Annotated in this window: 22 protein-coding genes and 2 tRNA genes; 11 read left to right on the top strand and 13 right to left on the bottom strand. The window is 69.7% G+C overall.

Annotated elements, in window-relative coordinates; genetic code table 11:
- Window positions 1-51 precede the first annotated feature (51 nt).
- The 3 genes from ASE12_RS18660 to ASE12_RS18650 all read right to left on the bottom strand — a co-directional run bounded on the left by ASE12_RS18660 (window position 52) and on the right by ASE12_RS18650 (window position 4,704).
- A complete protein-coding gene (locus tag ASE12_RS18660; protein ID WP_056404090.1) occupies window positions 52-1,701 on the bottom strand; it encodes a GTPase in 1,650 nt (549 codons plus the stop codon).
- Window positions 1,698-3,413, bottom strand: coding sequence for a GTPase domain-containing protein (locus ASE12_RS18655; protein WP_235508946.1), 1,716 nt, complete (start codon window positions 3,411-3,413; stop codon window positions 1,698-1,700). The genes ASE12_RS18660 and ASE12_RS18655 overlap by 4 nt, the downstream gene beginning before the upstream one ends.
- Before the next feature lie 103 nt (window positions 3,414-3,516).
- Window positions 3,517-4,704 (bottom strand): PrsW family intramembrane metalloprotease, encoded by a 1,188-nt coding sequence (locus tag ASE12_RS18650; RefSeq protein ID WP_056404089.1) that lies wholly within the window; start codon window positions 4,702-4,704, stop codon window positions 3,517-3,519.
- Between the two features lie 93 nt (window positions 4,705-4,797).
- On the opposite strand from ASE12_RS18650, the gene ASE12_RS18645 reads away from it, so the two are divergent.
- A tRNA-Arg gene (locus ASE12_RS18645) sits at window positions 4,798-4,874 on the top strand.
- 50 nt (window positions 4,875-4,924) lie between these two features.
- Here ASE12_RS18645 and ASE12_RS18640 read toward each other — a convergent pair.
- The gene (locus tag ASE12_RS18640) at window positions 4,925-5,212 is read right to left on the bottom strand and encodes a hypothetical protein (protein WP_056404088.1); all 288 of its coding nucleotides are present in this window, start codon (window positions 5,210-5,212) and stop codon (window positions 4,925-4,927) included.
- 74 nt (window positions 5,213-5,286) lie between these two features.
- On the opposite strand from ASE12_RS18640, the gene ASE12_RS18635 reads away from it, so the two are divergent.
- Genes ASE12_RS18635 through ASE12_RS18625 form a run of 3 tightly spaced genes read left to right on the top strand, consistent with a single transcriptional unit; the run spans window position 5,287 to window position 6,884 of the window.
- Window positions 5,287-5,625 (top strand): helix-turn-helix transcriptional regulator, encoded by a 339-nt coding sequence (locus ASE12_RS18635; RefSeq protein ID WP_056404087.1) that lies wholly within the window; start codon window positions 5,287-5,289, stop codon window positions 5,623-5,625.
- Complete coding sequence (locus ASE12_RS18630) at window positions 5,622-6,071, top strand: SRPBCC domain-containing protein (protein WP_056404086.1); 450 nt, start codon at window positions 5,622-5,624, stop codon at window positions 6,069-6,071. The genes ASE12_RS18635 and ASE12_RS18630 overlap by 4 nt, the downstream gene beginning before the upstream one ends.
- A gap of 18 nt (window positions 6,072-6,089) precedes the next feature.
- The gene (locus tag ASE12_RS18625) at window positions 6,090-6,884 is read left to right on the top strand and encodes an alpha/beta fold hydrolase (RefSeq protein WP_056404085.1); all 795 of its coding nucleotides are present in this window, start codon (window positions 6,090-6,092) and stop codon (window positions 6,882-6,884) included.
- Here ASE12_RS18625 and ASE12_RS18620 read toward each other — a convergent pair.
- Both ASE12_RS18620 and ASE12_RS18615 read right to left on the bottom strand, forming a co-directional pair.
- A complete protein-coding gene (locus ASE12_RS18620; RefSeq protein ID WP_056404084.1) occupies window positions 6,870-7,445 on the bottom strand; it encodes a hypothetical protein in 576 nt (191 codons plus the stop codon). The genes ASE12_RS18625 and ASE12_RS18620 overlap by 15 nt on opposite strands.
- A 46-nt stretch (window positions 7,446-7,491) precedes the next feature.
- Window positions 7,492-8,373, bottom strand: coding sequence for a LysR family transcriptional regulator ArgP (locus ASE12_RS18615; protein WP_056404083.1), 882 nt, complete (start codon window positions 8,371-8,373; stop codon window positions 7,492-7,494).
- Window positions 8,374-8,443: 70 nt separating this feature from the next.
- Between ASE12_RS18615 and ASE12_RS18610 the strand changes: the two genes are divergently transcribed.
- From ASE12_RS18610 to ASE12_RS18600, 3 genes are read left to right on the top strand one after another with little or no spacing between them, the layout of a single operon-like run.
- Window positions 8,444-9,070, top strand: coding sequence for a LysE/ArgO family amino acid transporter (locus ASE12_RS18610; protein WP_056404082.1), 627 nt, complete (start codon window positions 8,444-8,446; stop codon window positions 9,068-9,070).
- Window positions 9,067-9,447 carry a CrcB family protein gene (locus ASE12_RS18605; RefSeq protein WP_056404081.1) on the top strand — a complete coding sequence of 127 codons (381 nt, stop codon included), beginning with the start codon at window positions 9,067-9,069 and terminating at the stop codon, window positions 9,445-9,447. Before ASE12_RS18610 ends, ASE12_RS18605 begins: the two co-directional genes overlap by 4 nt.
- A complete protein-coding gene (locus ASE12_RS18600; protein WP_056404080.1) occupies window positions 9,444-9,800 on the top strand; it encodes a CrcB family protein in 357 nt (118 codons plus the stop codon). The genes ASE12_RS18605 and ASE12_RS18600 overlap by 4 nt, the downstream gene beginning before the upstream one ends.
- Here ASE12_RS18600 and ASE12_RS18595 read toward each other — a convergent pair whose 3' ends face one another.
- Window positions 9,801-10,514 (bottom strand): thioredoxin domain-containing protein, encoded by a 714-nt coding sequence (locus ASE12_RS18595; protein ID WP_162255527.1) that lies wholly within the window; start codon window positions 10,512-10,514, stop codon window positions 9,801-9,803.
- Between the two features lie 57 nt (window positions 10,515-10,571).
- Window positions 10,572-11,336: a thioredoxin domain-containing protein gene (locus tag ASE12_RS18590; protein ID WP_056404078.1), complete on the bottom strand. Its 765-nt coding sequence runs from the start codon at window positions 11,334-11,336 to the stop codon at window positions 10,572-10,574.
- 135 nt (window positions 11,337-11,471) lie between these two features.
- Between ASE12_RS18590 and orn the strand changes: the two genes are divergently transcribed.
- Window positions 11,472-12,095 carry an oligoribonuclease gene (gene orn / locus ASE12_RS18585; protein WP_056404077.1) on the top strand — a complete coding sequence of 208 codons (624 nt, stop codon included), beginning with the start codon at window positions 11,472-11,474 and terminating at the stop codon, window positions 12,093-12,095.
- A gap of 61 nt (window positions 12,096-12,156) precedes the next feature.
- A tRNA-His gene (locus ASE12_RS18580) sits at window positions 12,157-12,232 on the top strand.
- A 36-nt stretch (window positions 12,233-12,268) separates the two neighbouring features.
- Here ASE12_RS18580 and ASE12_RS18575 read toward each other — a convergent pair.
- The 3 genes from ASE12_RS18575 to glpK are packed head-to-tail and all read right to left on the bottom strand — an operon-like array spanning window position 12,269 to window position 16,361.
- A complete protein-coding gene (locus ASE12_RS18575) occupies window positions 12,269-13,042 on the bottom strand; it encodes a DUF4097 family beta strand repeat-containing protein (RefSeq protein ID WP_056404076.1) in 774 nt (257 codons plus the stop codon).
- Window positions 13,042-14,790 (bottom strand): glycerol-3-phosphate dehydrogenase/oxidase, encoded by a 1,749-nt coding sequence (locus tag ASE12_RS18570; RefSeq protein WP_056404074.1) that lies wholly within the window; start codon window positions 14,788-14,790, stop codon window positions 13,042-13,044. The genes ASE12_RS18575 and ASE12_RS18570 overlap by 1 nt, the downstream gene beginning before the upstream one ends.
- A 44-nt stretch (window positions 14,791-14,834) precedes the next feature.
- A complete protein-coding gene (glpK, locus tag ASE12_RS18565; RefSeq protein ID WP_056404073.1) occupies window positions 14,835-16,361 on the bottom strand; it encodes a glycerol kinase GlpK in 1,527 nt (508 codons plus the stop codon).
- Between the two features lie 41 nt (window positions 16,362-16,402).
- Between glpK and ASE12_RS18560 the strand changes: the two genes are divergently transcribed.
- Window positions 16,403-17,068 (top strand): histidine phosphatase family protein, encoded by a 666-nt coding sequence (locus ASE12_RS18560; protein ID WP_056404071.1) that lies wholly within the window; start codon window positions 16,403-16,405, stop codon window positions 17,066-17,068.
- Window positions 17,069-17,080: 12 nt separating this feature from the next.
- Here the strand turns inward: ASE12_RS18560 and ASE12_RS18555 are convergent, their stop codons facing one another.
- On the bottom strand, window positions 17,081-18,067 hold the full coding sequence (locus tag ASE12_RS18555) for a pirin family protein (protein WP_056404069.1): 987 nt from the start codon (window positions 18,065-18,067) through the stop codon (window positions 17,081-17,083).
- 74 nt (window positions 18,068-18,141) lie between these two features.
- On the opposite strand from ASE12_RS18555, the gene ASE12_RS18550 reads away from it, so the two are divergent.
- The gene (locus ASE12_RS18550) at window positions 18,142-18,816 is read left to right on the top strand and encodes a DNA alkylation repair protein (RefSeq protein ID WP_056404067.1); all 675 of its coding nucleotides are present in this window, start codon (window positions 18,142-18,144) and stop codon (window positions 18,814-18,816) included.
- Window positions 18,817-18,819: 3 nt separating this feature from the next.
- On the opposite strand, the gene ASE12_RS18545 is transcribed toward ASE12_RS18550, so the two are convergent.
- The gene (locus ASE12_RS18545) at window positions 18,820-19,446 is read right to left on the bottom strand and encodes a UdgX family uracil-DNA binding protein (RefSeq protein ID WP_056404065.1); all 627 of its coding nucleotides are present in this window, start codon (window positions 19,444-19,446) and stop codon (window positions 18,820-18,822) included.
- Window positions 19,447-19,461 lie beyond the last annotated feature (15 nt).

Below are 19,461 nucleotides of genomic sequence, written 5' to 3'. Positions count from 1 at the left end.
CCACGTCGTACGTCCTGTGGATCGGCCGACGGCCGCAGGCACGCCTGTGGATCAGGACAGGGCGGCGAGGATGCCCGCGCGGTAGGCGGCGTAGGAGTCGAGCTCGCGCTGGATCGGCGCGATGACCCGCTCTGCGGTGACCCGGTCGATCGCCTCACGGAGCTGACGGTCGGCGCGTCGGGCCTTGCGGCGCCCACCGATGCGTGATGCGATGCTCGACACGGCGGCGAGCACAAGACCGGCGACCAGCGAGCCACCTGCCACCACGGCTGCCATCGGCACACCGCCGACCTTGCCGAGATCAGGCAGGTCGAACGAGGCGAGCTGCTGGATGCCCTGCGCGGCGAGCCAGCCGAGCCCGCCCAGCATCGCGACGAAGAGCAGCAGCTGCAGGACCTGGACGAGCCGCCACCAGACCGCGGGACGGGCGACGCCGAGGCTCGTCTCGTGGATGGCACGGTCGAGGGCGTCGATGATGTCATCGCCCGGCGGGTTGGAGGCGTCGCGGATCGCGTCGCGCCACGGTCGCTCCAGTCCGACCGACGCCTTCTCGGCGGCGTCACGGATCGCGAGCTCGGCATTGGCGCGCTGCACGTTGCCGGCCTCGGGGACGGCGGCACGTGCGAGGGAGGACATCGACAGGTCGTCGCCGAGTCCCAGCTCCTTGAGCGGGTCCTTGCGGAGGCGACCGAGCCATCGAGCGATCGGCCAGCCCGTACGCTGTGCGGCCCGGCGGCGGGTCGACCAGGAGACGGCGTCGACGATCTGCGGCACTCCGGCGCACTCCACGAGAGCCTCGTCGAGGGCTTCGCGATCGGCGGGAGCCAGCCCTGGCGTCTCGCTGGTGCCGCCGACCTGCGCGATGACGCCCGCCGCGGCGGAGATGTCGGAGGCGAGCCGGGACTTGGCGGCGGACTTGGCCCGGATGCGGCTCGCCATCTCGCGCTTGAGGTCCTCGATGCCGTCGCCGCGGGTGGCGGACACGCCGACGACCGTGACGTCGGGCAGCCCCTCGTCGGCGAGGATGCGCCTCACGTCGGTCAGTGCGCGTTCGCGCTGCTCGAACGGGATGCGGTCGATCTGGTTGAGCACGACGAGCGTGACGTCGGCGTAGGACGCCATGGGCCGGATGTAGCGGTCGTGGATCGCCGCGTCGGCGTACTTCTGCGGGTCGAGGACCCACACGAGGAGGTCGGCGTACTTGATCAGGCGGTCCATCTCGAGGTGGTGGGAGACCTCGGTGGAGTCATGGTCGGGCAGGTCGAGCAGCACGAGACCGTCGAGCTTGGTGTCCTCGGCGGAGTGGTCGAGCATGCTCATGCGGGACACCTGGTGGCGTGCCGGGATGCCCATCCACTCCAGCAGGCCCTGGGCACCGTCGGGCCCCCAGGCGCAGGCGAGTGCCCATGACGTGGTCGGCCGGCGTACGCCGACACCGGCGAGCTCGAGGTCGGTCAGCGCGTTGAACAGTGACGACTTTCCGGAGCCCGTGGCGCCTGCGAGAGCGACGATCGTGTGGTCCCCGGACAGCTTGAGGCGCTCGGCAGCCCGGCCGGAGAGCATCTCCGCGGGCGCGAGGATCTCACCGTCGATGCGGCCACGGCTCGCCTCGACCGCTTGCGTGAGGCCGTCGAGCCGCTTCGCGACATCGTTACGGCCGCCGCCGAACACTGCTTCGGCGGCGTCGCTCGGCGCTGTCATGACGTCGTCTCTCCGTTCAGGAAGTCGGCATGCCGAGCGTATTCGGCCTGACGGGCAGATTCACGGAGGACGGCCTGGTGCGCCTTGATGGTGTCGGGCGACTCCACGAGGTCGAGGAACCGCTGCATCTCGCCCTCGAACAGCGCGGCGACCCGTGACTCGAGGTCGGCCTGGGCACGCGCAGCGAGGCTCGCGACGACCTCCTCGCCGAAGATCGCGTCGAGCAGCTTGTGGCCGAGGGCCGCGGTGCCGCCGGCCTCCTTGCCCTCGCCGTTGCGCGAGAACATCACGATCATCAGGGCGACACCGATGCCGTTGACGCCGAACGCGAGGAACCTCGCGGTCATGCGCTTGTCGGCACCCTCGACGCGTACGAGCTCGAGCACGGCCTGCCGCCAGTCGTGCACCATGCGCTGGGCCCGCACGCGGAAGTCGCGGGAGGCACGGTCGATGCCGCGGTTGGCGTCGAGCAACTTGCGACCGGCCGGGTTGGCCGCCCACGCGCGGGACGCTGCCTCGGCAGCCGCCTCGGCGTGCTCGACCAGGAGCATCTGCACCCCGGTCTCGATGGCTTCGACGACCTCGGTGGATCGTGTGCGCTTGCCGGTCACGCCGTCGACGAAGCGGTCGCGGATGCGGCTGACCTTCTCCTCGACCGAGCGCAGCAGCTCGCCGGTGCCGACGAACTCCTGCCAGCGCGCGAGCACCTCGCCCTTGAGCACCGTGCCGTCGCTGACCTGCACCGTGAACGTCTCGAGCGCCTTGCGATAGATCGTGTCGATCTCGCCGTGCATGACCTCGGAGGCCGCGATCTGGGCGTCCATCGCGTCGGCGACGTCGTGGGTGCGCAGGACGACGTGGCGTACGGCGCCGTCGAGCGTACGGGCCATGACCATCTTGCGGGCGGCGGGATCGGCGGCGAGCTCGTGCAGCCAGACGACGATCGGCGAGACCGCCTCGCGGGGCAGCAGGCCATCGGCGTCGACGCCCGACTCGGGCACCGTGAACAGGGGCGAGTCCGACAGCCCGCGCGACGTCATCATGCGAGCGAGGTGGCCGCGCACCTCCATGACCGCGTCGGCGGTCGTGCGGTCGAGGACGACCGCGACCGAGGTGCTGCGCTCCGCGGCCTGGCGCAGGTAGTCCCAGGGCACCTGGTCGGCATAGCGCGCCGCCGAGGTGACGAAGAGCCACAGATCGGCGGCGGCGAGGAGCTGGGCGGCGAGCTCGCGGTTGCCCTTGTCGATCGAGTCGACGTCGGGCGCGTCGAGGATCGCGAGACCCCGAGGGATCTTCTCCGAGGTCGCGAGCCGCAACGCATAGGTGTCGTTGGTCGGCACGTTGGTGCGCGGCAGGTCGGGCAGGATGCGGTCGGGGAGGAACCACTCGGCGTCGTCGGGGTGGTGCACCAGGACCGGCGAGCGTGTGGTCGGGCGGAGCACGCCGGACTCGGTGACCCGCTCTCCCACCAGGGAGTTGACCAGGGTGGACTTGCCGGCGCCGGTCGACCCGCCGACCACCGTCAGCAGCGGCGCGTCGAGCTGGACGAGCCTGGGCAGGACGTAGTCGGACAGCTGGTCGGCGACCTTGGCCTGCGTGCCGCGCGCCTCGTCGACACCGTCGACCTCGAGGCGCAGCGTGATGTCACGAACGCTCGTGAGGAGCTTGCTCATCGCGCCAAGGAGCTCGGCCGAAGCGTGTTCGCTGGCCACTGGGTGCTCCTCTCGTCGACGGCGGTCCGTGCGCAATGCGGGTCTCTGCACAGATTAGTGGACGAGGGGGCACTTCGCCGCCACGCCTCGTGCTGCGCACGAGTCAGGAGTGACGGACGGTGCTCTGCAGCGCAGGCGGGAATCGCAACAACGGCCGCAGCGCGTACATGTCGTCGAGCAGGGCGTACGTACGCTCGACACCCCGCGGGATCTGCCGGCCGCTCATGAGGGCGTCGTGCAGGAACGCCATCTCCGTGGCGAGGGTCTGGTATCGCTTGACGACCTGCGCCGCGACCTTGCCGTCGTGGCTCTTGGCATAGCGGCGCGCGGCCTTGCGGTAGCCGAACCGCGACAGGTAGGGGATCTCGGCGGGGTGGATCCAGCCGCGCTGCGCGACGTACGACAGGGATCGCTCCAGGATGCGGACCTGGCGGTTGCGCACGATGATCGCGAGCACCGCAAGGCCTACCAGCACCGCCCCCAGGGCGAGGTAGGCGAGGACGAACCCCAGCCCGCCGCCATAGCTCAAGGAGCCGTTCCACAGGCCGTGCAGACCGGCGCTGACGAGCAGCCCGGCCGCGCAGATCAGGACCTTCATGGTCTTGGTCCTGCGGGCGGCGGCGAGCCCGACGGCGATGCCGAACGCCGAGGTGAACAGTGGGTGGGCGAACGGGCTGAACAGCCCGCGGACGACGAACGTCGCGGTGGCACCCTCGGCGCCGGCGACCTGGATGTCGGGTGAGCCGAGGTAGCTGCTCGCGTAGTAGCCGATGTTCTCGACGAACGCGAAGCCGATGCCGACGATGCCGGCGTAGATCAGGCCGTCCAGATAGCCGTCGATGACCCGGCGCGCTCGTACGAACGTGAGCATGAGGAACAGGCACTTGGCCGGCTCCTCGACGATCGGCGCGATGAACGCGGCCATCTGCTTGTCGCTGAGGTCCCAGATGTTCTGGATCGAGATCTCGAGGGTGAGCGCGATCGCCACGGCGACGACGCCGCCCCACACGAACGCCGCGAACTTGTAGCGGCGTGGCTCGGGCTCGTAGCGGTCGAGCCACCAGTAGACGAACCACAGGAGCGGCAACGGGATCAGCGCGTAGCCGATCGAGAGCGTGGAGCCGGCCGCGTCGCCGTCGCTCCCCCGCCACGCGATCCACGCCGCACCGAGCACGCCAACGACTGCGACGCCGATGAAGATGATGAGCAGCGCCTTGCGGCCACGCTGACGAATCGCCTCGTTGTACTTGGGCAGCGCGGCTGGAATCGCGGCGGCAGTCGCTTCTGTCACCCGCAAATCCTAGGGCATGCCGGGCACCCCGACGCCGGGTCCGCCTGCTCGGCCACCCGCGCCGATAGGCTTGGTCCGGGTTTCACGACCCGAGCGCCCGTAGCTCAGCCGGATAGAGCAAGAGCCTTCTAATCTCTAGGTCGCAGGTTCGAATCCTGCCGGGCGCGCCAACGAGAAGTGAGTGCACCCGCCGACTCCCGGCGTCCAGGATTCGGGGAGGCTAGGAGCGGTTGCCGATCTGGACGCCCTTGGCCACGGCGGCGACCATCAGCGCGAAGAAGCCGACGATGCTCATGAGTGAGCCGAGCAACGCGGCGAGCCCCGAGGCGGCTGAGTCTCCCTGGTTGACGCTGACGGCGGTGATCGCGCCGCCGACGACCAGCAGCACGAACCCGATGATCCCCCAGCCGCCGATCTCGTCACCGTGCGTCTCCGTCGGAGTCGACGGCGAGGTGGGCTCCGTAGGAGCGGGGACGAAGGAGCCGAGGTCGCGGAACTCATCAGTCATGCTGTCACCTTAACCGCCGCAGCTTTGACAACTGACTGGTTGTGCAAATGCTCGGTTGTGCATATGCTCACCACATGACCGTGATCGAAGAAGACCTCGACCTCGTGTTCGCGGCGCTCGCCGACTCGACGCGGCGCGCGATCCTGTCGCGACTGGCCGAGGGCGAGGCGACCGTGAGCCAGCTCGCCGAGCCCTTCGACATAACGCAGCAGGCGGTGTCCAAGCACCTCAAGGTCCTCGAACGAGCCCGCCTGATCTCCCGCACCAGGGAGGCACAGTCCCGGCCGTGCCGCCTGGATGCCGAACATCTCGACGAGGCCGTCGGCTGGATCGAGCGGCACCGCGCGATCTGGGCCGACCGCCACGACCGTCTTGCCGACCACCTCGCGACGCTGCCGAAGGAGACGTCATGACCGAGACCGGTGAGATGAGGTTCAGCCGGGTGCACCAAGCGTCCCCGGAGCGCCTCTTCGACTGCATGACGACGCCGGAGCACCTCGCCCAGTTCTGGGGACCGACCGGCACGACGACACCGGCCGACAACATCACGGTCGACCTGCGGCCCGGCGGCGCGTTCGAGACCACGATGGTCAACGACGCCGACGGCAGCACGTACACGATGAAGGCGGTGTACGCCGAGGTCAGCCGCCCCGACCGGCTCGTCTGGATCGAGGCGGGTGTCGAGGGTGGCATGCGCACGGAGATCACCTTCATCGACCTCGGCGACGGTCGCACCGAGGCCGTGACGCACCAGACGAACGTGCCGCAGGCCTATCTCAGCGCCGAGGCGCAGGCCGGGTTCAGGACGAGCCTCGACCGCCTCGACACCTACCTCGCCTCGCTCGACTCCGAGCAGTGACCACGACAGGAGACCCACATGCCCGAGCTCACCTCACCTGACGGCACGACCATCGCGTACGACGCGATCGGTGCCGGACCGCCGATCGTGCTCGTCGACGGCGCGATGTGCTTCCGCGGCGCCGGGCCGATGGATGCCCTCGCTGCCCTCCTCGCGCCGCACTTCACGGTGCTCACGTACGACCGTCGCGGCCGCGGCGAGAGCACCGACACCGCGGCGTACGCCATCGAGCGCGAGGTCGAGGACCTGCGCGCGCTGATAGACGCGGCGGGCGGCGAGGCGTACGTGTACGCGATGTCGTCGGGCGGGGCGCTGGCCCTGGCGACGGCAGCCGCAGGAGCGCCGATCACCGGTCTCGCGCTCTACGAGCCCCCGTACGTGGCCGAGTCCGAGGGCGACGCGCCCGGAGCCGACTACACCGCCCGCCTCGGTGAGCTGCTCGATACCGGCGACCGTGGCGGCGCGATCGCGCTGTTCATGAGCCGGGTCGGCATCCCGTCAGAGGTGATCTCGGGCATGCAGGCGAGCCCCGGCTGGGCGAGGTTCGAGGCGATCGCGCCCACCCTCGCGTACGACGACCGGCTGCTCGCAGGCGGCCGGGTGCCGCGTGACCTCGCCGCGACCATCGCGACACGCGCCGTGGTGCTGAGCGGGAGCGCCAGCCCGGACACCCTCCAACGGGCGGCCGAGGCGACGGCCGCGGCGCTGCCGAACGCCGAGCACCGGACACTCGAGGGGCAGACCCACGACGTGGCACCGGACGTGCTCGCGCCCGTGCTGGTGGACTTCTTCGAATCGTCAGTCCCGGCGTAGGCCGAGCGCCGAGAGGGCCTTCGGCGTGAGGGCTCCCCCGGCTTCACCGCGGGCGACCGGCGTGAGGAACCCCCGCTTGCGCGACTCGGCGACCCGGTTGGTCCACGTGCCTGCTGCGCCGCCGAAGCGCTCGGCCAGGGCCTTGGAGGGTGTCCGTACGCCCGACTCGACCAGCGAGACGTACTCGAGGGCGAGCGTGGCCAGTGCATCGTCGCCACTGCCGAACGCCCCACCGCTCTGCTCGAGCACGTCGGCGAGGTTCAGTCGCGGCGTCGGCGGCGATGCCGTCAGGGAGTCCTTCGTGGCGAGCCGCTTGGCCTCGGACAGCAACGAGCCCAGGGGCAGCTCGCGGACGTCGTTGCCGCTGATGCCTGCATCGGGGTCCAGCAGCCGAAGCGTGACCTCACGGACGTTCCACTGCCGATGGGTGCCGCGACGGTGGAGGCGTACGCCGACGCCCCAGTCGTCGGCCAGGCGGAGCGCCACGAGGCGGTCGCCGTCGTCGTCGGTGCCGACGGCGTGAGGTTCGAGCAGGTGGTCGAGCATCTCCTCGAGACTCATCGCCGCTCCTCGGTGGTAGTGACTTGACGTTACCACCGGCGCCACCTCACGTCAGGTGGTCGGCGGCGGCTTCCCGGATCGCGCGGGCGGTGATCTCCAGGGCCGGGGTCTGCAGGGCCCATTGCTGCCAGTGCAGCGTGACGTCGACATGCCGGCCGGGATCGAAGTCGACCAGCAGGCCGGCCCGCTGACGCTCCTCGTACTGCTCCTTGGGCAGCATCCCCCACCCGAGGCCGAGCGAGATGGCCTCGGCGAACTGTGACGACGCGGGGATGTGATGGCGCGGCGGGGCGAGCCTGCGGCGGCTGCGCTGTCGCAGGTAGGCGTCCTGCAGGTCGTCGTTGCGGTCGAACACGACGACCGGGGCGAGCGCCAGGCTGGCCGCGTCAACCCCGTCGGCGAACCACGCGTCGACGAATGCCGGGCTCGCCATCGGCCGGTAGCGCATCGTGCCGAGGCGTGTCGAGCGGCAGCCCTGCACCGGCGCCGCGTCCGACGTGATCGCCGCCATCACGGTGCCGGAGCGCAGCAGCTCGGCCGTACGTCCCTCGTCCTCGCGTCGCACGTCGAAGTAGGCCGTACCGGCGAGCGCGGCCAGGGCCGGCAGCACCCAGGTCGCGAGGGAGTCACCGTTCACCGCCAACGGGATCGTCGGCGGCCGCTGCTCAGCGGGGTCGACCTCGACACGTACGTCCTGCACGAGCGCCTCGACCTGGCGTGCCAGCCGCAGGTAGGCGTGGCCCGCCTCAGTGGCTTCGGTCGGCTTGGTCCGGCGCACCAGGACCCGGCCGGCGGACTGCTCGAGCGCCTTGATGCGCTGGCTGACCGCCGACGGCGTCAGGTGGAGCGCCGAGGCCGCAGCATCGAAGGAGCCCTCGTCCACCACTGCGGCGAGTGCCCTGAGCTGCGACAGGTCCAAATCCGGCACATCAGTGATGCTAATGCATCGTTCGAAACATGAACTGGTCTTATGCCCCTCCAGCCCGTTGGATGGAGGCATGGACCAGACCGCGCTGCTCGCCGCGCTCGCCGGGATGGGCTTCGGCCTGTCCCTCATCGTGGCCATCGGTGCGCAGAACGCGTTCGTGCTGCGCCAAGGCTTGCGGGGCGAGCACGTGCTGGCGGTCGTCCTGATCTGCGCGATCTCCGACGTGGTGCTGATCGCGCTGGGGATCGCCGGCATCGGCAGCCTGCTGGACCTCGCACCGTGGCTGCTCGACACGATGCGGATCGGTGGAGCGGCGTTCCTCCTGACGTACGCGGTCATCGCCGGTCGGCGCGCACTGAACCCGGGCGAGCTCGACGCCGAGACCGCGGGCGCGGCCACACCGCTGTGGCCCACCGTCATGACCGCGGTCGCCCTGACCTGGCTCAACCCACACGTCTACCTGGACACGATCCTGCTGCTGGGCTCCGTGGCCGGCACCCACGGGGACGCTCGCTGGTGGTTCGGTCTCGGTGCGGCGACCGGGTCGATCGTCTGGTTCTCGGCGCTCGGCTTCGGCGCGCGCCTGCTGCGGCCGCTGTTCGCGCGGCCCATGGCGTGGCGCGTCCTCGATGCGTTGATCGCCGTCGTCATGGCGGCGATCGCGCTCAGCCTGCTGCACGGTCTAATGGAGGGGTGAGGTCCTTCGCGCTCGTCGCCATCGGTGGCGCCGCGGGCACCCTCGCCCGCCACGGCATCGCCGAGGCACTCGCCGGCGACCGGCTCTTCCCGCTGCCGACGTTCCTCGTCAACGTGACCGGATCGTTCGCCCTGGGCGCGCTGCTCGCGGTGCTGCTCGTACGCGACCACCGTGCGTCCGCCAACCGCCTGCGGGTGCTGCTCGGCACGGGATTCCTCGGCGGCTACACGACGTACAGCGCGCTGGCCGTCGAGACCGACACGCTGCTGCGCGGCGATCACATCGCGCTCGGGGTCACGTACGCGGTGGGCAGTGTCGCCGCCGGGCTCGTGGCGGCACTCGCGGGAGTCGCGGCGGGCCGGGCGGTGGCGCGATGACGACGCTGCTGATGGCGATGGCAGGCGGTCTGGGTGCCGGGACCCGCTGGTCGCTCGACGCGTGGTTGCGTCCGCGTGTCTCGTCGACGCTCCCGTGGTCGACGCACCTGATCAACATCAGCGGGTCACTGCTGCTCGGGCTCGTCGTGGGCCTGGGCGCCGACGACACCTGGCACACCGTGCTCGGCACCGGGTTCCTCGGCGGCTACACCACGTTCAGCACCGCGAGCGTCGAGTCGGTGCACCTGGCCCTTGACGGCCGCTACCGCGCCGCGACGGTCAACGCCGTCGGCATGCTGGTGCTCAGCGTGGCGGCAGCGTCGCTCGGCTACGCCATCGGCCGAACCTGGTAGCTACTTCGCCGCGGCGATGGCGGCCCTGATGTCTGCTTGAGTCGGTGTGATGCTCTTGCCTTCAATCAGAATCGTCGGGGTCCCCTTGTGGCCGTCATCGAACGCAGCAGCCTTCGCCTTGCGGACCCACGGCGCGTAGGTCTGGTCCTTTACATCCGCGTCGATTCCAGTGACGCCGGCCTGCTTCGCGAGGTCGATCAGCGTCACATCGGAGAGGCCGTCGCCTCCTTCAGGCGGCTGGTTGGCGTAAAGCAGGTCATGGAACTTCTTGAACGCCGCGACCCCGCCCTTGTCGAGCACCGCCATGGCAGCACTGGCCGAGCGGGTGGAGTACTCAGTCGAGCTTTGTCCGTCCAGGAAGGCGAACATCCGGTACTCGATCGTGATCTCACCCTTCTTGACCAGATCGTCGAGGAAGGCGCCGTTCTGCTCTTCGAACGACTTGCAGATCGGACACTGGAAGTCCTCGTAGAGCACGACCCGAACCGGATCGGTGCCCGCCGTGCCACCGGCGTCGGCTGCGGAGTAGTCGAAGCCGTACGACGCGTTGGTGTGCGCCGGCGTGACCAGCGGGCCGACGGGCTTGTCGCCGTCCCCGCCCGCCGTCGAGACAGCCCACGCACCCACAGCAATCAGCGCGACGACCACGACGACGATCGCCACGCTGATCAGGTTGCGCTGCTTGCGGTCGGCCTTCTCCCGCTCCTTGCGCATCTGCTCCGCCCGTTCAGCGCGTTGCGTGCGGTCGGAGGGTGACGCCATGTCAGCAGGCTACGACTTCTTGGCGGCGTCGATGGCCTTCTGCATGTTCTCGGCCGTCGGCGTCTTGACGTCCTTGCCACCGATGCGGACCCAGGGCGTGCCCTGGAAGCCGTCGGACTGGGCCTTCTCGTACGCCTTGTCGAGCCACGGACCGTAGACCTTCTTGCGGATGCAGCTGTCGACGCCGGTGACGCCGACCTGCTTGGCGTCGGAGATCAGCTCGGCGTCCTCCGGACCAGCCGTGTTCTCCTCGGGCTGGTTGGCGTAGAGGAGGTCGTGGAACTTCTTGTAGTCCTCGACCCCACCCTCGTTCAGGACGCACATCGCGGCGTTGGCGGCGCGGCTCGAGTACTCGTTGGAGCTGCTGCGGTCGAGGAAGCTGATCGGGCGGTAGTCGATCGTGATCTCGCCCTTCTTGACCAGGTCGTCGAGGAACGCACCGCTCTGCTCCTCGAACGCCTTGCACACGGGGCACTGGAAGTCCTCGGTCAGCACGACCTTGACCGGGTTGGCTCCGGCCTTGCCCCCGGCGTCGGCTGCCGTGTAGTCGAACCCGAAGGTCTTCTTGTCGGTGTGAGCCGGGTAGACCAGCTTGTCGGAGTCGGTGTTGCTGTCCTGGGCGTTCTTGACCGCGAAGCCGGCGACGGCGATCAGGGCCACGACGACGACGACGATCCCGACGGTGATCAGGTTGCGCTGCTTGCGGTCGGCCTTCTCGCGCTCCTTGCGCATCTGCTCGGCGCGGGCGGCACGCTGCTGACGTTCGTTGCTCACTGATATCTCCTGGGTCGGGCGGTCACCATGGGGACCAACGCGGCTCGCTCGTTGAAGGTTCCATCAGACCCTACCGGCCCGCCCGAATGGCGGTGTCCACATGTCGCGTCCGACAGGCGTACTAAGGTCGAGCGCGTGAATGACAAGCTGGTGTGGATCGACTGCGAGATGACCGGACTCTCGCTCGAGACCGATGCATTGGTCGAGGTGGCCGCCCTGGTCACCGACTACGACCTCAACGTCCTCGGCGACGGGATCGACCTCATCGTCAAGCCCCCGCAGGCTGCGCTCGAGCAGATGAACGACTTCGTCCGCGAGATGCACACCAGCTCCGGCCTGATCACCGAGCTCGACAACGGCCTGAGCCTGCGCGAGGCCGAGGAGCAGGTGCTCGCGTACGTCCGGGAGTTCGTCAAGGAGCCCGGCAAGGCACCGATGGCCGGCAACACGATCGGCACCGACCGGTCGTTCCTCGCCCGCGACATGGCCGAGCTCGAGGGCTGGCTGCACTACCGCGTCATCGACGTCTCGTCGATCAAGGAGCTGGCTCGTCAGTGGTTCCCGCGGGCCTACTTCGCGGCGCCCGCCAAGGCCGGCCACCACCGCGCCCTGGTCGACATCCAGGAGAGCATCGAGGAGCTGCGCTACTACCGTCGCGCGGTTTTCACCCCGGATCCCGGGATCGACTCCGACACCGCCAAGGCCATCGCCGCCGAGGTCGCCGGTTCGTTGACCGGCGAAGGCCGGGCTACGGTCTGAACCGCCTCAGGCCTGCGTTAGACTGACCGACGCCGTGTCGGGCGTATGCCCGGCACGCGTGGTGGGCGTAGCTCAGTTGGTAGAGCACCGGCTTGTGGTGCCGGTGGCCGCGGGTTCAAGTCCCGTCGTCCACCCCACGAAGACCCTCGGTTCCGCAAGGACCGAGGGTCTTGTCATTGGTTGGCCAGGCGGATGTCGCCGCTGGTGGTGATCGCCCGGACGAAGCCCTTCTGGGCATCGGCCACGGACAGCGAGCTCTTGACGTCACCGTCGAGCGAGTTGGAGATGTTGCCGGACTTGGACGAGACCACCACGGCATACTTGCGCTTGCCGGCCGGCATCGACGCGCGGATGTCGCCGCTCGTGGTGATGACCTTGAGCCCGAACGGCTGCGTCGCGAACGTCGCCTTGATGTCGCCCGAGCCGGTCTTGGCGTCGAGCTCGTCGACCTTGAGATCGGCCACCGAGATGTCGCCGCTGCCTGACCTCACGGTGAGCGACCCCTCCGAGAGGGAGTCGGCCTTGACGTCGCCCGTCGTGCTCTTGACGACGATCGGCATGCCCTTGGGCACCTCGAGGGTGGTCGACACGCCGCAGCCCGGCGACAGCCAGGTCTTGCACGACGAGACGATCTTGATCTCGTTGCCGCGGCGGCCGAGCTGGTAGTCGGTCTTCTGCAGGCCCGAGGTGATGCGCGAACGGATCCTGACCATGCCCTCCTCGCCCTCGACGAGGTGCACGTTGGCGGACCCGGCGTTGATCACGAGCTGCGAGAGCTCGCCGAGCTCGACGTCGGCCGTGGCGACGCGGGTGTCGCGCTTGACGAACGACGCGCCCACCACGAAGCCCCCGAGGAGCAGCACGGTCACGATCGTGCTGATCACGGTCAGCAGGGTGCGCGACGCCGGTGAGCGTACGTCGTAGTCCGCGACGGTCTCTTCTGCCATCAGGCGGTCTTCGCCTTCGTCGCGGTGGTCGCGATCGGCACGACGTCCTCGGCGCCCATGCGCGCGGCGTCGGCGGTCTCGTCGTCGGGCATGGTCTGGCTCTCGCGCTCGGCCTCGACCCGCTTGAGGTAGTGGTCGACCTCGTTGTCGCGCTGCGCCTCGGTCCAGCCCAGGACACCGGCCATCAGCTCGGCGACCTCGACGGCCACCTCGGTGCCGCGGTCGAACGTCTCGATCGAGATGCGCGTACGACGGGCGATCGCGTCGTCGAGGTGCCGGGCGCCCTCGTGCGTGGCCGCGTAGACGACCTCGGCACGCAGGTAGTCGTCGGCGCCGGTCAGCGGCTCGCCCAGGTCGGGGCGCTCGGCGACGAGGTCGAGGACCTCGAGCGTCAGTGAGCCGTAGCGGTGCAGCAGGTGCTCGATGCGGCCGACGCCGAGGCCGCTCGACGCGGCGAGCATCTGGCGCTGGTTCCACATCGCTTCGTAGCCGTCAGCGCCGAGCAGCGGTACGTCCTCGGTGCACGAGTCCGGGACCTTGCGATCGAGCAACGACGACATGCCATGCACCGCTGCGTCGACCGCGTCCTTGGCCATGATCCGGTAGGTCGTGTACTTGCCGCCGGCGATGACGACGAGTCCCTTGACGCTGGTGCCGACCGCGTGCTCGCGGGACAGCTTGCTGGTGGCCTCGTCCTCACCGGCGAGGAGCGGCCGCAGACCGGCGTACACCCCCTCCACGTCGTCGTGCGTCAGCGGCTCCACGAGCACCGAGTTGACGTGGTCGAGGAGGTAGTCGATGTCGCTGCGGCTCGCCGCCGGGTGGTCCTTGGACAGCGACCAGTCGGTGTCGGTCGTACCGATGATCCAGTGACGACCCCACGGGATGACGAACAGCACCGACTTCTCGGTGCGCAGGATCAACCCGGACTCGCCACGGATGCGGTCGCGCGGCACCACGAGGTGCACACCCTTGCTGGCGCGCACGTGGAACTGGCCGCGCTCGGAGGTCAGCGCCTGCGTCTCGTCGGTCCAGACCCCGGTGGAGTTGATGACCTGCTTGGCGCGGATGTCGAACTCGCGGCCCGACTCCAGGTCCTTCACCGTGGCGCCGGTGACCCTGTCACCCTCACGGAGCAGTCCGACGACGCGCGTACGACTGGCGACGTGTGCGCCGTACGCCGCAGCGGTGCGTGAGAGGAACATCGTGTGGCGGGCGTCGTCGACCTGCCCGTCGTAGTAGTGCAGCGCGCCGATCAAGGCGTCCTTGCGCAGTGCGGGCATCATGCGACGCGCTCCCCTGCGGGTCAGGTGACGGTGCAGCGGCACGCCCTGGCCGTAGCCCGACGCCTTGCTCATCGCGTCGTAGAGCGCGACGCCGGAGCCGGCGTAGAACCGCTCCCACACGCGGTGCGTCAACGGGTAGAGGAAGCCGACCTCGCGCACGAGGTGCGGTGCGAGCTTCTGCAGGCTCAGGCCGCGCTCCTTGAGCGCCTCGGCAACCAGCCGGAAGTCGAGCATCTCGAGATAGCGCAGCCCGCCGTGCATGAGCTTGCTGGAACGGCTCGACGTGCCGGAGGCGAAGTCGCGGGCCTCGACAAGACCGACCGACAGGCCTCGGGTCGCGGCGTCGAGGGCCGCTCCGCCGCCGACGACGCCACCGCCGATGACGAGAATGTCCAGCGGGGTCTCCGCCATCGCGTCGAGAGCGGCTTGACGGTTCTCAGGTGACAGGGCTACCGATCGCATGCCCCCAGTCAATCAGTCGGCCGGTTACGGAGCGACCCTCGGTGCTAGTCGACGTCGATCCAGCCGAACGTACGCTCGACGGCCTTCTTCCACTGGGCGTGACCGGCCTCACGCTGCTCCGGCGTCGAGGTCGACTCCCAGCGCTTGGACTCGTGCCAGTTGGCCACGAGCTCGTCCGTGCCGGCCCAGAACCCCACCGCGAGCCCGGCCGCGTACGCCGCACCGAGCGCCGTCGTCTCCGCGACGACGGGCCGGCTGACGGGCACGCCGAGGACGTCTGCCTGGATCTGCATGCACAGCTCGTTGGCCGTGACTCCGCCGTCGACCCGCAGGATCGTGAGGTCCAGCCCGGCGTCGGCCACCATCGCTTCGACGACGTCCCGGCTCTGGTAGCAGATGGCCTCCAGAGCGGCCCGCGCGATGTGGGCGACGGTGTTGAAGCGCGAGAGCCCGACGATCACGCCCCGCGCGTCGCTGCGCCAGTAGGGCGCGAACAACCCGGAGAACGCCGGGACGAAGTACACCCCACCGTTGTCGTCGACGCTCTCGGCGAGGCTCTCGGAGTCCGCAGCGGCCTTGATGATGCCGAGCTGGTCGCGCAGCCACTGGATCGCCGAGCCGGTCACCGCGATCGAGCCCTCCAGCGCGTAGACCGCCGGGGCGTCGCCGAACTTGTAGGCCGGTGTCGTGATCAGCCCGTTGGTGGACTTCACGATCTCGGTGCCGGTGTTGAGCACCAGGAAGTTGCCGGTGCCGTACGTGTTCTTGAGCTCGCCGGGCTGGAAGCACACCTGGCCGACGAGTGCGGCGTGCTGGTCGCCGAGATCGCCCGCGATCGGCACTTCGCCGCCGAACGGCCCGTCGGCGCGCGTGTGGCCGTAGACCTCGGACGACGACCGGATCTCGGGGAGCATCGCGCGCGGCACGCCGAACAGCGCCAACAGCTCGTCGTCCCAGTCCAGCGTCACGAGGTCCATCAGCATCGTGCGGCTCGCGTTGGTCACGTCGGTGAGGTGCAGCCCGCCGTCCGGTCCCCCGGACAGCCACCACATCAGCCAGCTGTCGGTGTTGCCGAACAGCGCGTGGCCGGCCTCGGCGTCAGCGCGTACGCCGTCGACGTTCTCGAGGATCCACTGGATCTTGCCGCCGGAGAAGTAGGTGGCCGGCGGCAGGCCCGCGCGGTCGCGGATCAGATCGCCGTCTCCGCTCTTGTCGAGCGCGCTGGCAATCGAGTCCGTGCGCGTGTCCTGCCAGACGATGGCGTTGTAGTAGGGCTCACCCGTGCGCCGGTCCCACACCACGGTCGTCTCGCGCTGGTTGGTGATGCCGATCGCGACGAGGCCGTCGGCGGTGATGCCGGCCCGCGTCAGCCCGGTCTCGATGACGTCCTGGGTGGCCTCCCAGATCTCGTGCGGGTCGTGCTCGACCCAGCCGGCGCGCGGCAGGATCTGCTCGTGCTCGAGCTGGTGCCGCGCGACCTCGTGCCCGTCGTGGTCGAACACCATGAACCTCGTGCTGGTGGTGCCCTGGTCGATCGCGCCGACGTACCTCGCCTGTTGCCCTGTTGCCATGCGCGAGAGCCTAGCGAGACGGCGACGCATAAGGTCAGAACATGCGTTTGATCCTCGTCCGCCACGGCCAGACCCCCGCAAATGTCGAGGGCATCCTGGAATCGACCGTGCCCGGACCAGGGCTCACGGTGCTCGGGCAGCAGCAGGCCGAGGAGCTCGTCGAGGCGCTCGCCGACGAGAAGATCGACGCGATCTTCGTGTCGTCGATGATCCGGACCCACCTCACCGCGGCTCCGCTCGTCGCCGCACGCGGGCTCGAGCCGGTCGTCCGCGACGGGCTCCGCGAGATCGCCGCCGGCGACGTCGAGGGCCGGTCCGACGAGGACTCGGTCCACCAGTACGTCCACACGCTGCTCGCGTGGTGCGCCGGTGACCTCGAGGTGCGCATGCCGGGTGCGGAGACGGGCCAGGAGGTCATCGCGCGCTTCGACGAGGTCGTCGCCGAGGCCGAGTCACTGGGCGTCGACAACGTGGTGCTGGTCAGCCACGGGGCGATGATCCGCGCGTGGACCGCCGCACGTACGAGCAACGTCGACCTCGACTTCGTCAGCGACCACTACGTCGTCAACACCGGCATCGTCGTCGTCGAGGGATCGAGCGGGACCGGCTGGGAGGTCGAGTCGTGGCTCGGCGAGAGCGTCAGCGAGGCCGCGGCCCGAGGTGTCACCTCCGACCACAGCCCCGCCTCCGAACCGCTCGACGACTGAGCCGCCGCAGGATCAGTCCTGCAGCATCTCCCCGTGCACCTCGGCGTGCGGCACCGTCGGGATCGTGCCGAGGCGGCCCTTCTGGAAGTCCTCGAACGCCTGCATGACCTCGGCCTTGGTGTTCATGACGAACGGACCGGCCCAGGCGATCGGCTCGCGGATCGGCAGGCCGCCGAGCAGGACGACCTCGAGTGCGGGGTGCCGGCTGTCCTGCTGCTGATCGGCGCCGACGGTGATCGTCTCGCCGTGCCCGAGGACCGCGAGCTGGCCCGACTCGATGGGCCGGCGCTCGCGGCCGACGTAGCCGCTGCCGCTCATGACGTACACGAGCGCGTTGAAGTCCGTGCGCCACGGCACGGTCATCTCCGCGCCCGGCAGGACGGTGGCGTGGACCATGGCCATCGGCGTGTGGGTCGAGCCCGGGCCCTTCACGCCGTCGACCTCGCCGGCGATGACCCGCAGGAGCGCCCCGGCGTCGGGGGTGGAGCCCAGGCCCACGTCGGCGCTGCGGATGTCCTGGTAGTGCGGCGGCAGCCACTTGTCGGCCTTCGGCAGGTTGACCCACAGCTGCAGGCCGTGGAACAGCCCGCCCTTGACGACGAGCCACTCCGGCGGCGCCTCGATGTGCAGGAGACCACTGCCGGCGGTCATCCACTGGGTGTCGCCGTCGGTGATCGAGCCGCCACCACCGTGGCTGTCCTGGTGCTCGAACACGCCGTCGACCAGGTAGGTCACGGTCTCGAACCCGCGGTGCGGGTGCCACGGCGTGCCCTTGGGCTCGCCGGGCGCGTACTCGACCTCACCCATCTGGTCCATGTGGATGAACGGGTCCAGCTTGCTCGGGTCGACACCGGCGAACGCCCGGCGCACCGGGAAGCCCTCGCCCTCGTAGCCCTTGGGCGCGGTGGTCACGGTGACCGGCGCACGGTCCTCGGTCTGGGTCGGCGCCGCGATCACGCGGGGCAGGACGGTCCAGTCGGCGACATTCACAGCAGGCATCTCATGCTCCTTGGTAGGTCCTCAATCTAGTTTAACCTTCAACCATCGTCAAGCATTCCCTTATCCTTCTCGCCATGAGTGCCGCTCCCCTCGTCTCGCAGATACGCGATGCGTTGCGTGCTGCCGCGGACGACGAACGTGCCCCGCGCATGCAGGCGTACATGAAGTCGGAGATGCCCTACCTCGGTGTGCCGATGCCGGCCGTACGGGCGATCACGAAGGCCGCGCTCCGGGCGCAGCCGCTCCGTACGCTCGACGAGCTCGAATCCGCCGTGCGTACGTTGTGGGACGAGGCCACGTTCCGCGAGGAGCGCTACGCCGCGAGCGGGCTGCTCGCGACGAAGCTCGCCGCCGGGCGGCTCGAGCTCGTCCCGCTGTACGAGCACCTCGCCACGACCGGCGCCTGGTGGGACCACGTGGACGACCTCGCCCACCGGATCGCCGAGCTCCACGACGCGCACCCCGACGAGGCGGCAGGCGTCGTACTCCGATGGAGCACCGCCGACGACCTCTGGCTGCGGCGCCTCGCGATCATCAGTCAGCTCGGCCGCCGTGACCGGGTGGACCCGGCACTGCTGTCGGCGGTCATCGAGCCCAACATCGCGGACCGGGAGTTCTTCGTCCGCAAGGCGATCGGGTGGGCGCTGCGGGAGTACGCCCGCGTCGAGCCGGACTGGGTGCGCCGGTTCGTCGCCGAGCATCCCGAGCTCAGCGGGCTCTCCCGGCGCGAGGCGCTCAAGCACCTCTGACCGTCAGTCCGCAGCGGCTGCCGCCACCCGGAGATCGCCGACGAACCCGTCGAACGCCTCGCCCCACTCGCTCCGGTCCCGCAGGCGCAGCAGCGCGGACGGGTGGGTCGTGATGACGACCTGCGGGCCGCCCGGCTCCGGTTCGATCAGCCGGCCCCGCTCGGCGCCGATCCGCACGGCGCGCCCGAGGACGGACCGCCCGGCCGTGGCGCCCAGGCACACGACGACGTGTGGTCGTACGACCGACAGCTCCGCCTCGAGCCACGGGTGGCAGGCGACGATGTGCCCGACGGCCGGCTTCTCGTGGATGCGGCGCTTGCCGCGCACCGTGTGGCGGAAGTGCTTGACGGCGTTGGTCAGGTAGACCCGCGACGGATCGATGTCTGCCGCTTCCAGTGCATCGGCGAGCACACGGCCCGCGGGGCCGACGAACGGCTCGCCGGCCCGGTCCTCCTGGTCACCGGGTTGCTCCCCGACCAGCGCCAGCCGTGCCGAGGCTCGCCCGCGCGAGAACACGACCTGCGTGGCGTCCTCCCACAGCTCGCAACCGCGACACTCCTCCGCCGCCGAGGCCAGCTTCGCGACGCTGCGCGTCGACGGGACCCATGCCTCGGCGCCTTCGTGCTCCATGCGCGCGACGTACCC

Origin of the sequence: Aeromicrobium sp. Root236 (genome assembly GCF_001428805.1) — a bacterium.
GTDB lineage: Bacteria > Actinomycetota > Actinomycetes > Propionibacteriales > Nocardioidaceae > Aeromicrobium.
This window is presented reverse-complemented; position numbering and strand designations above follow the sequence as displayed.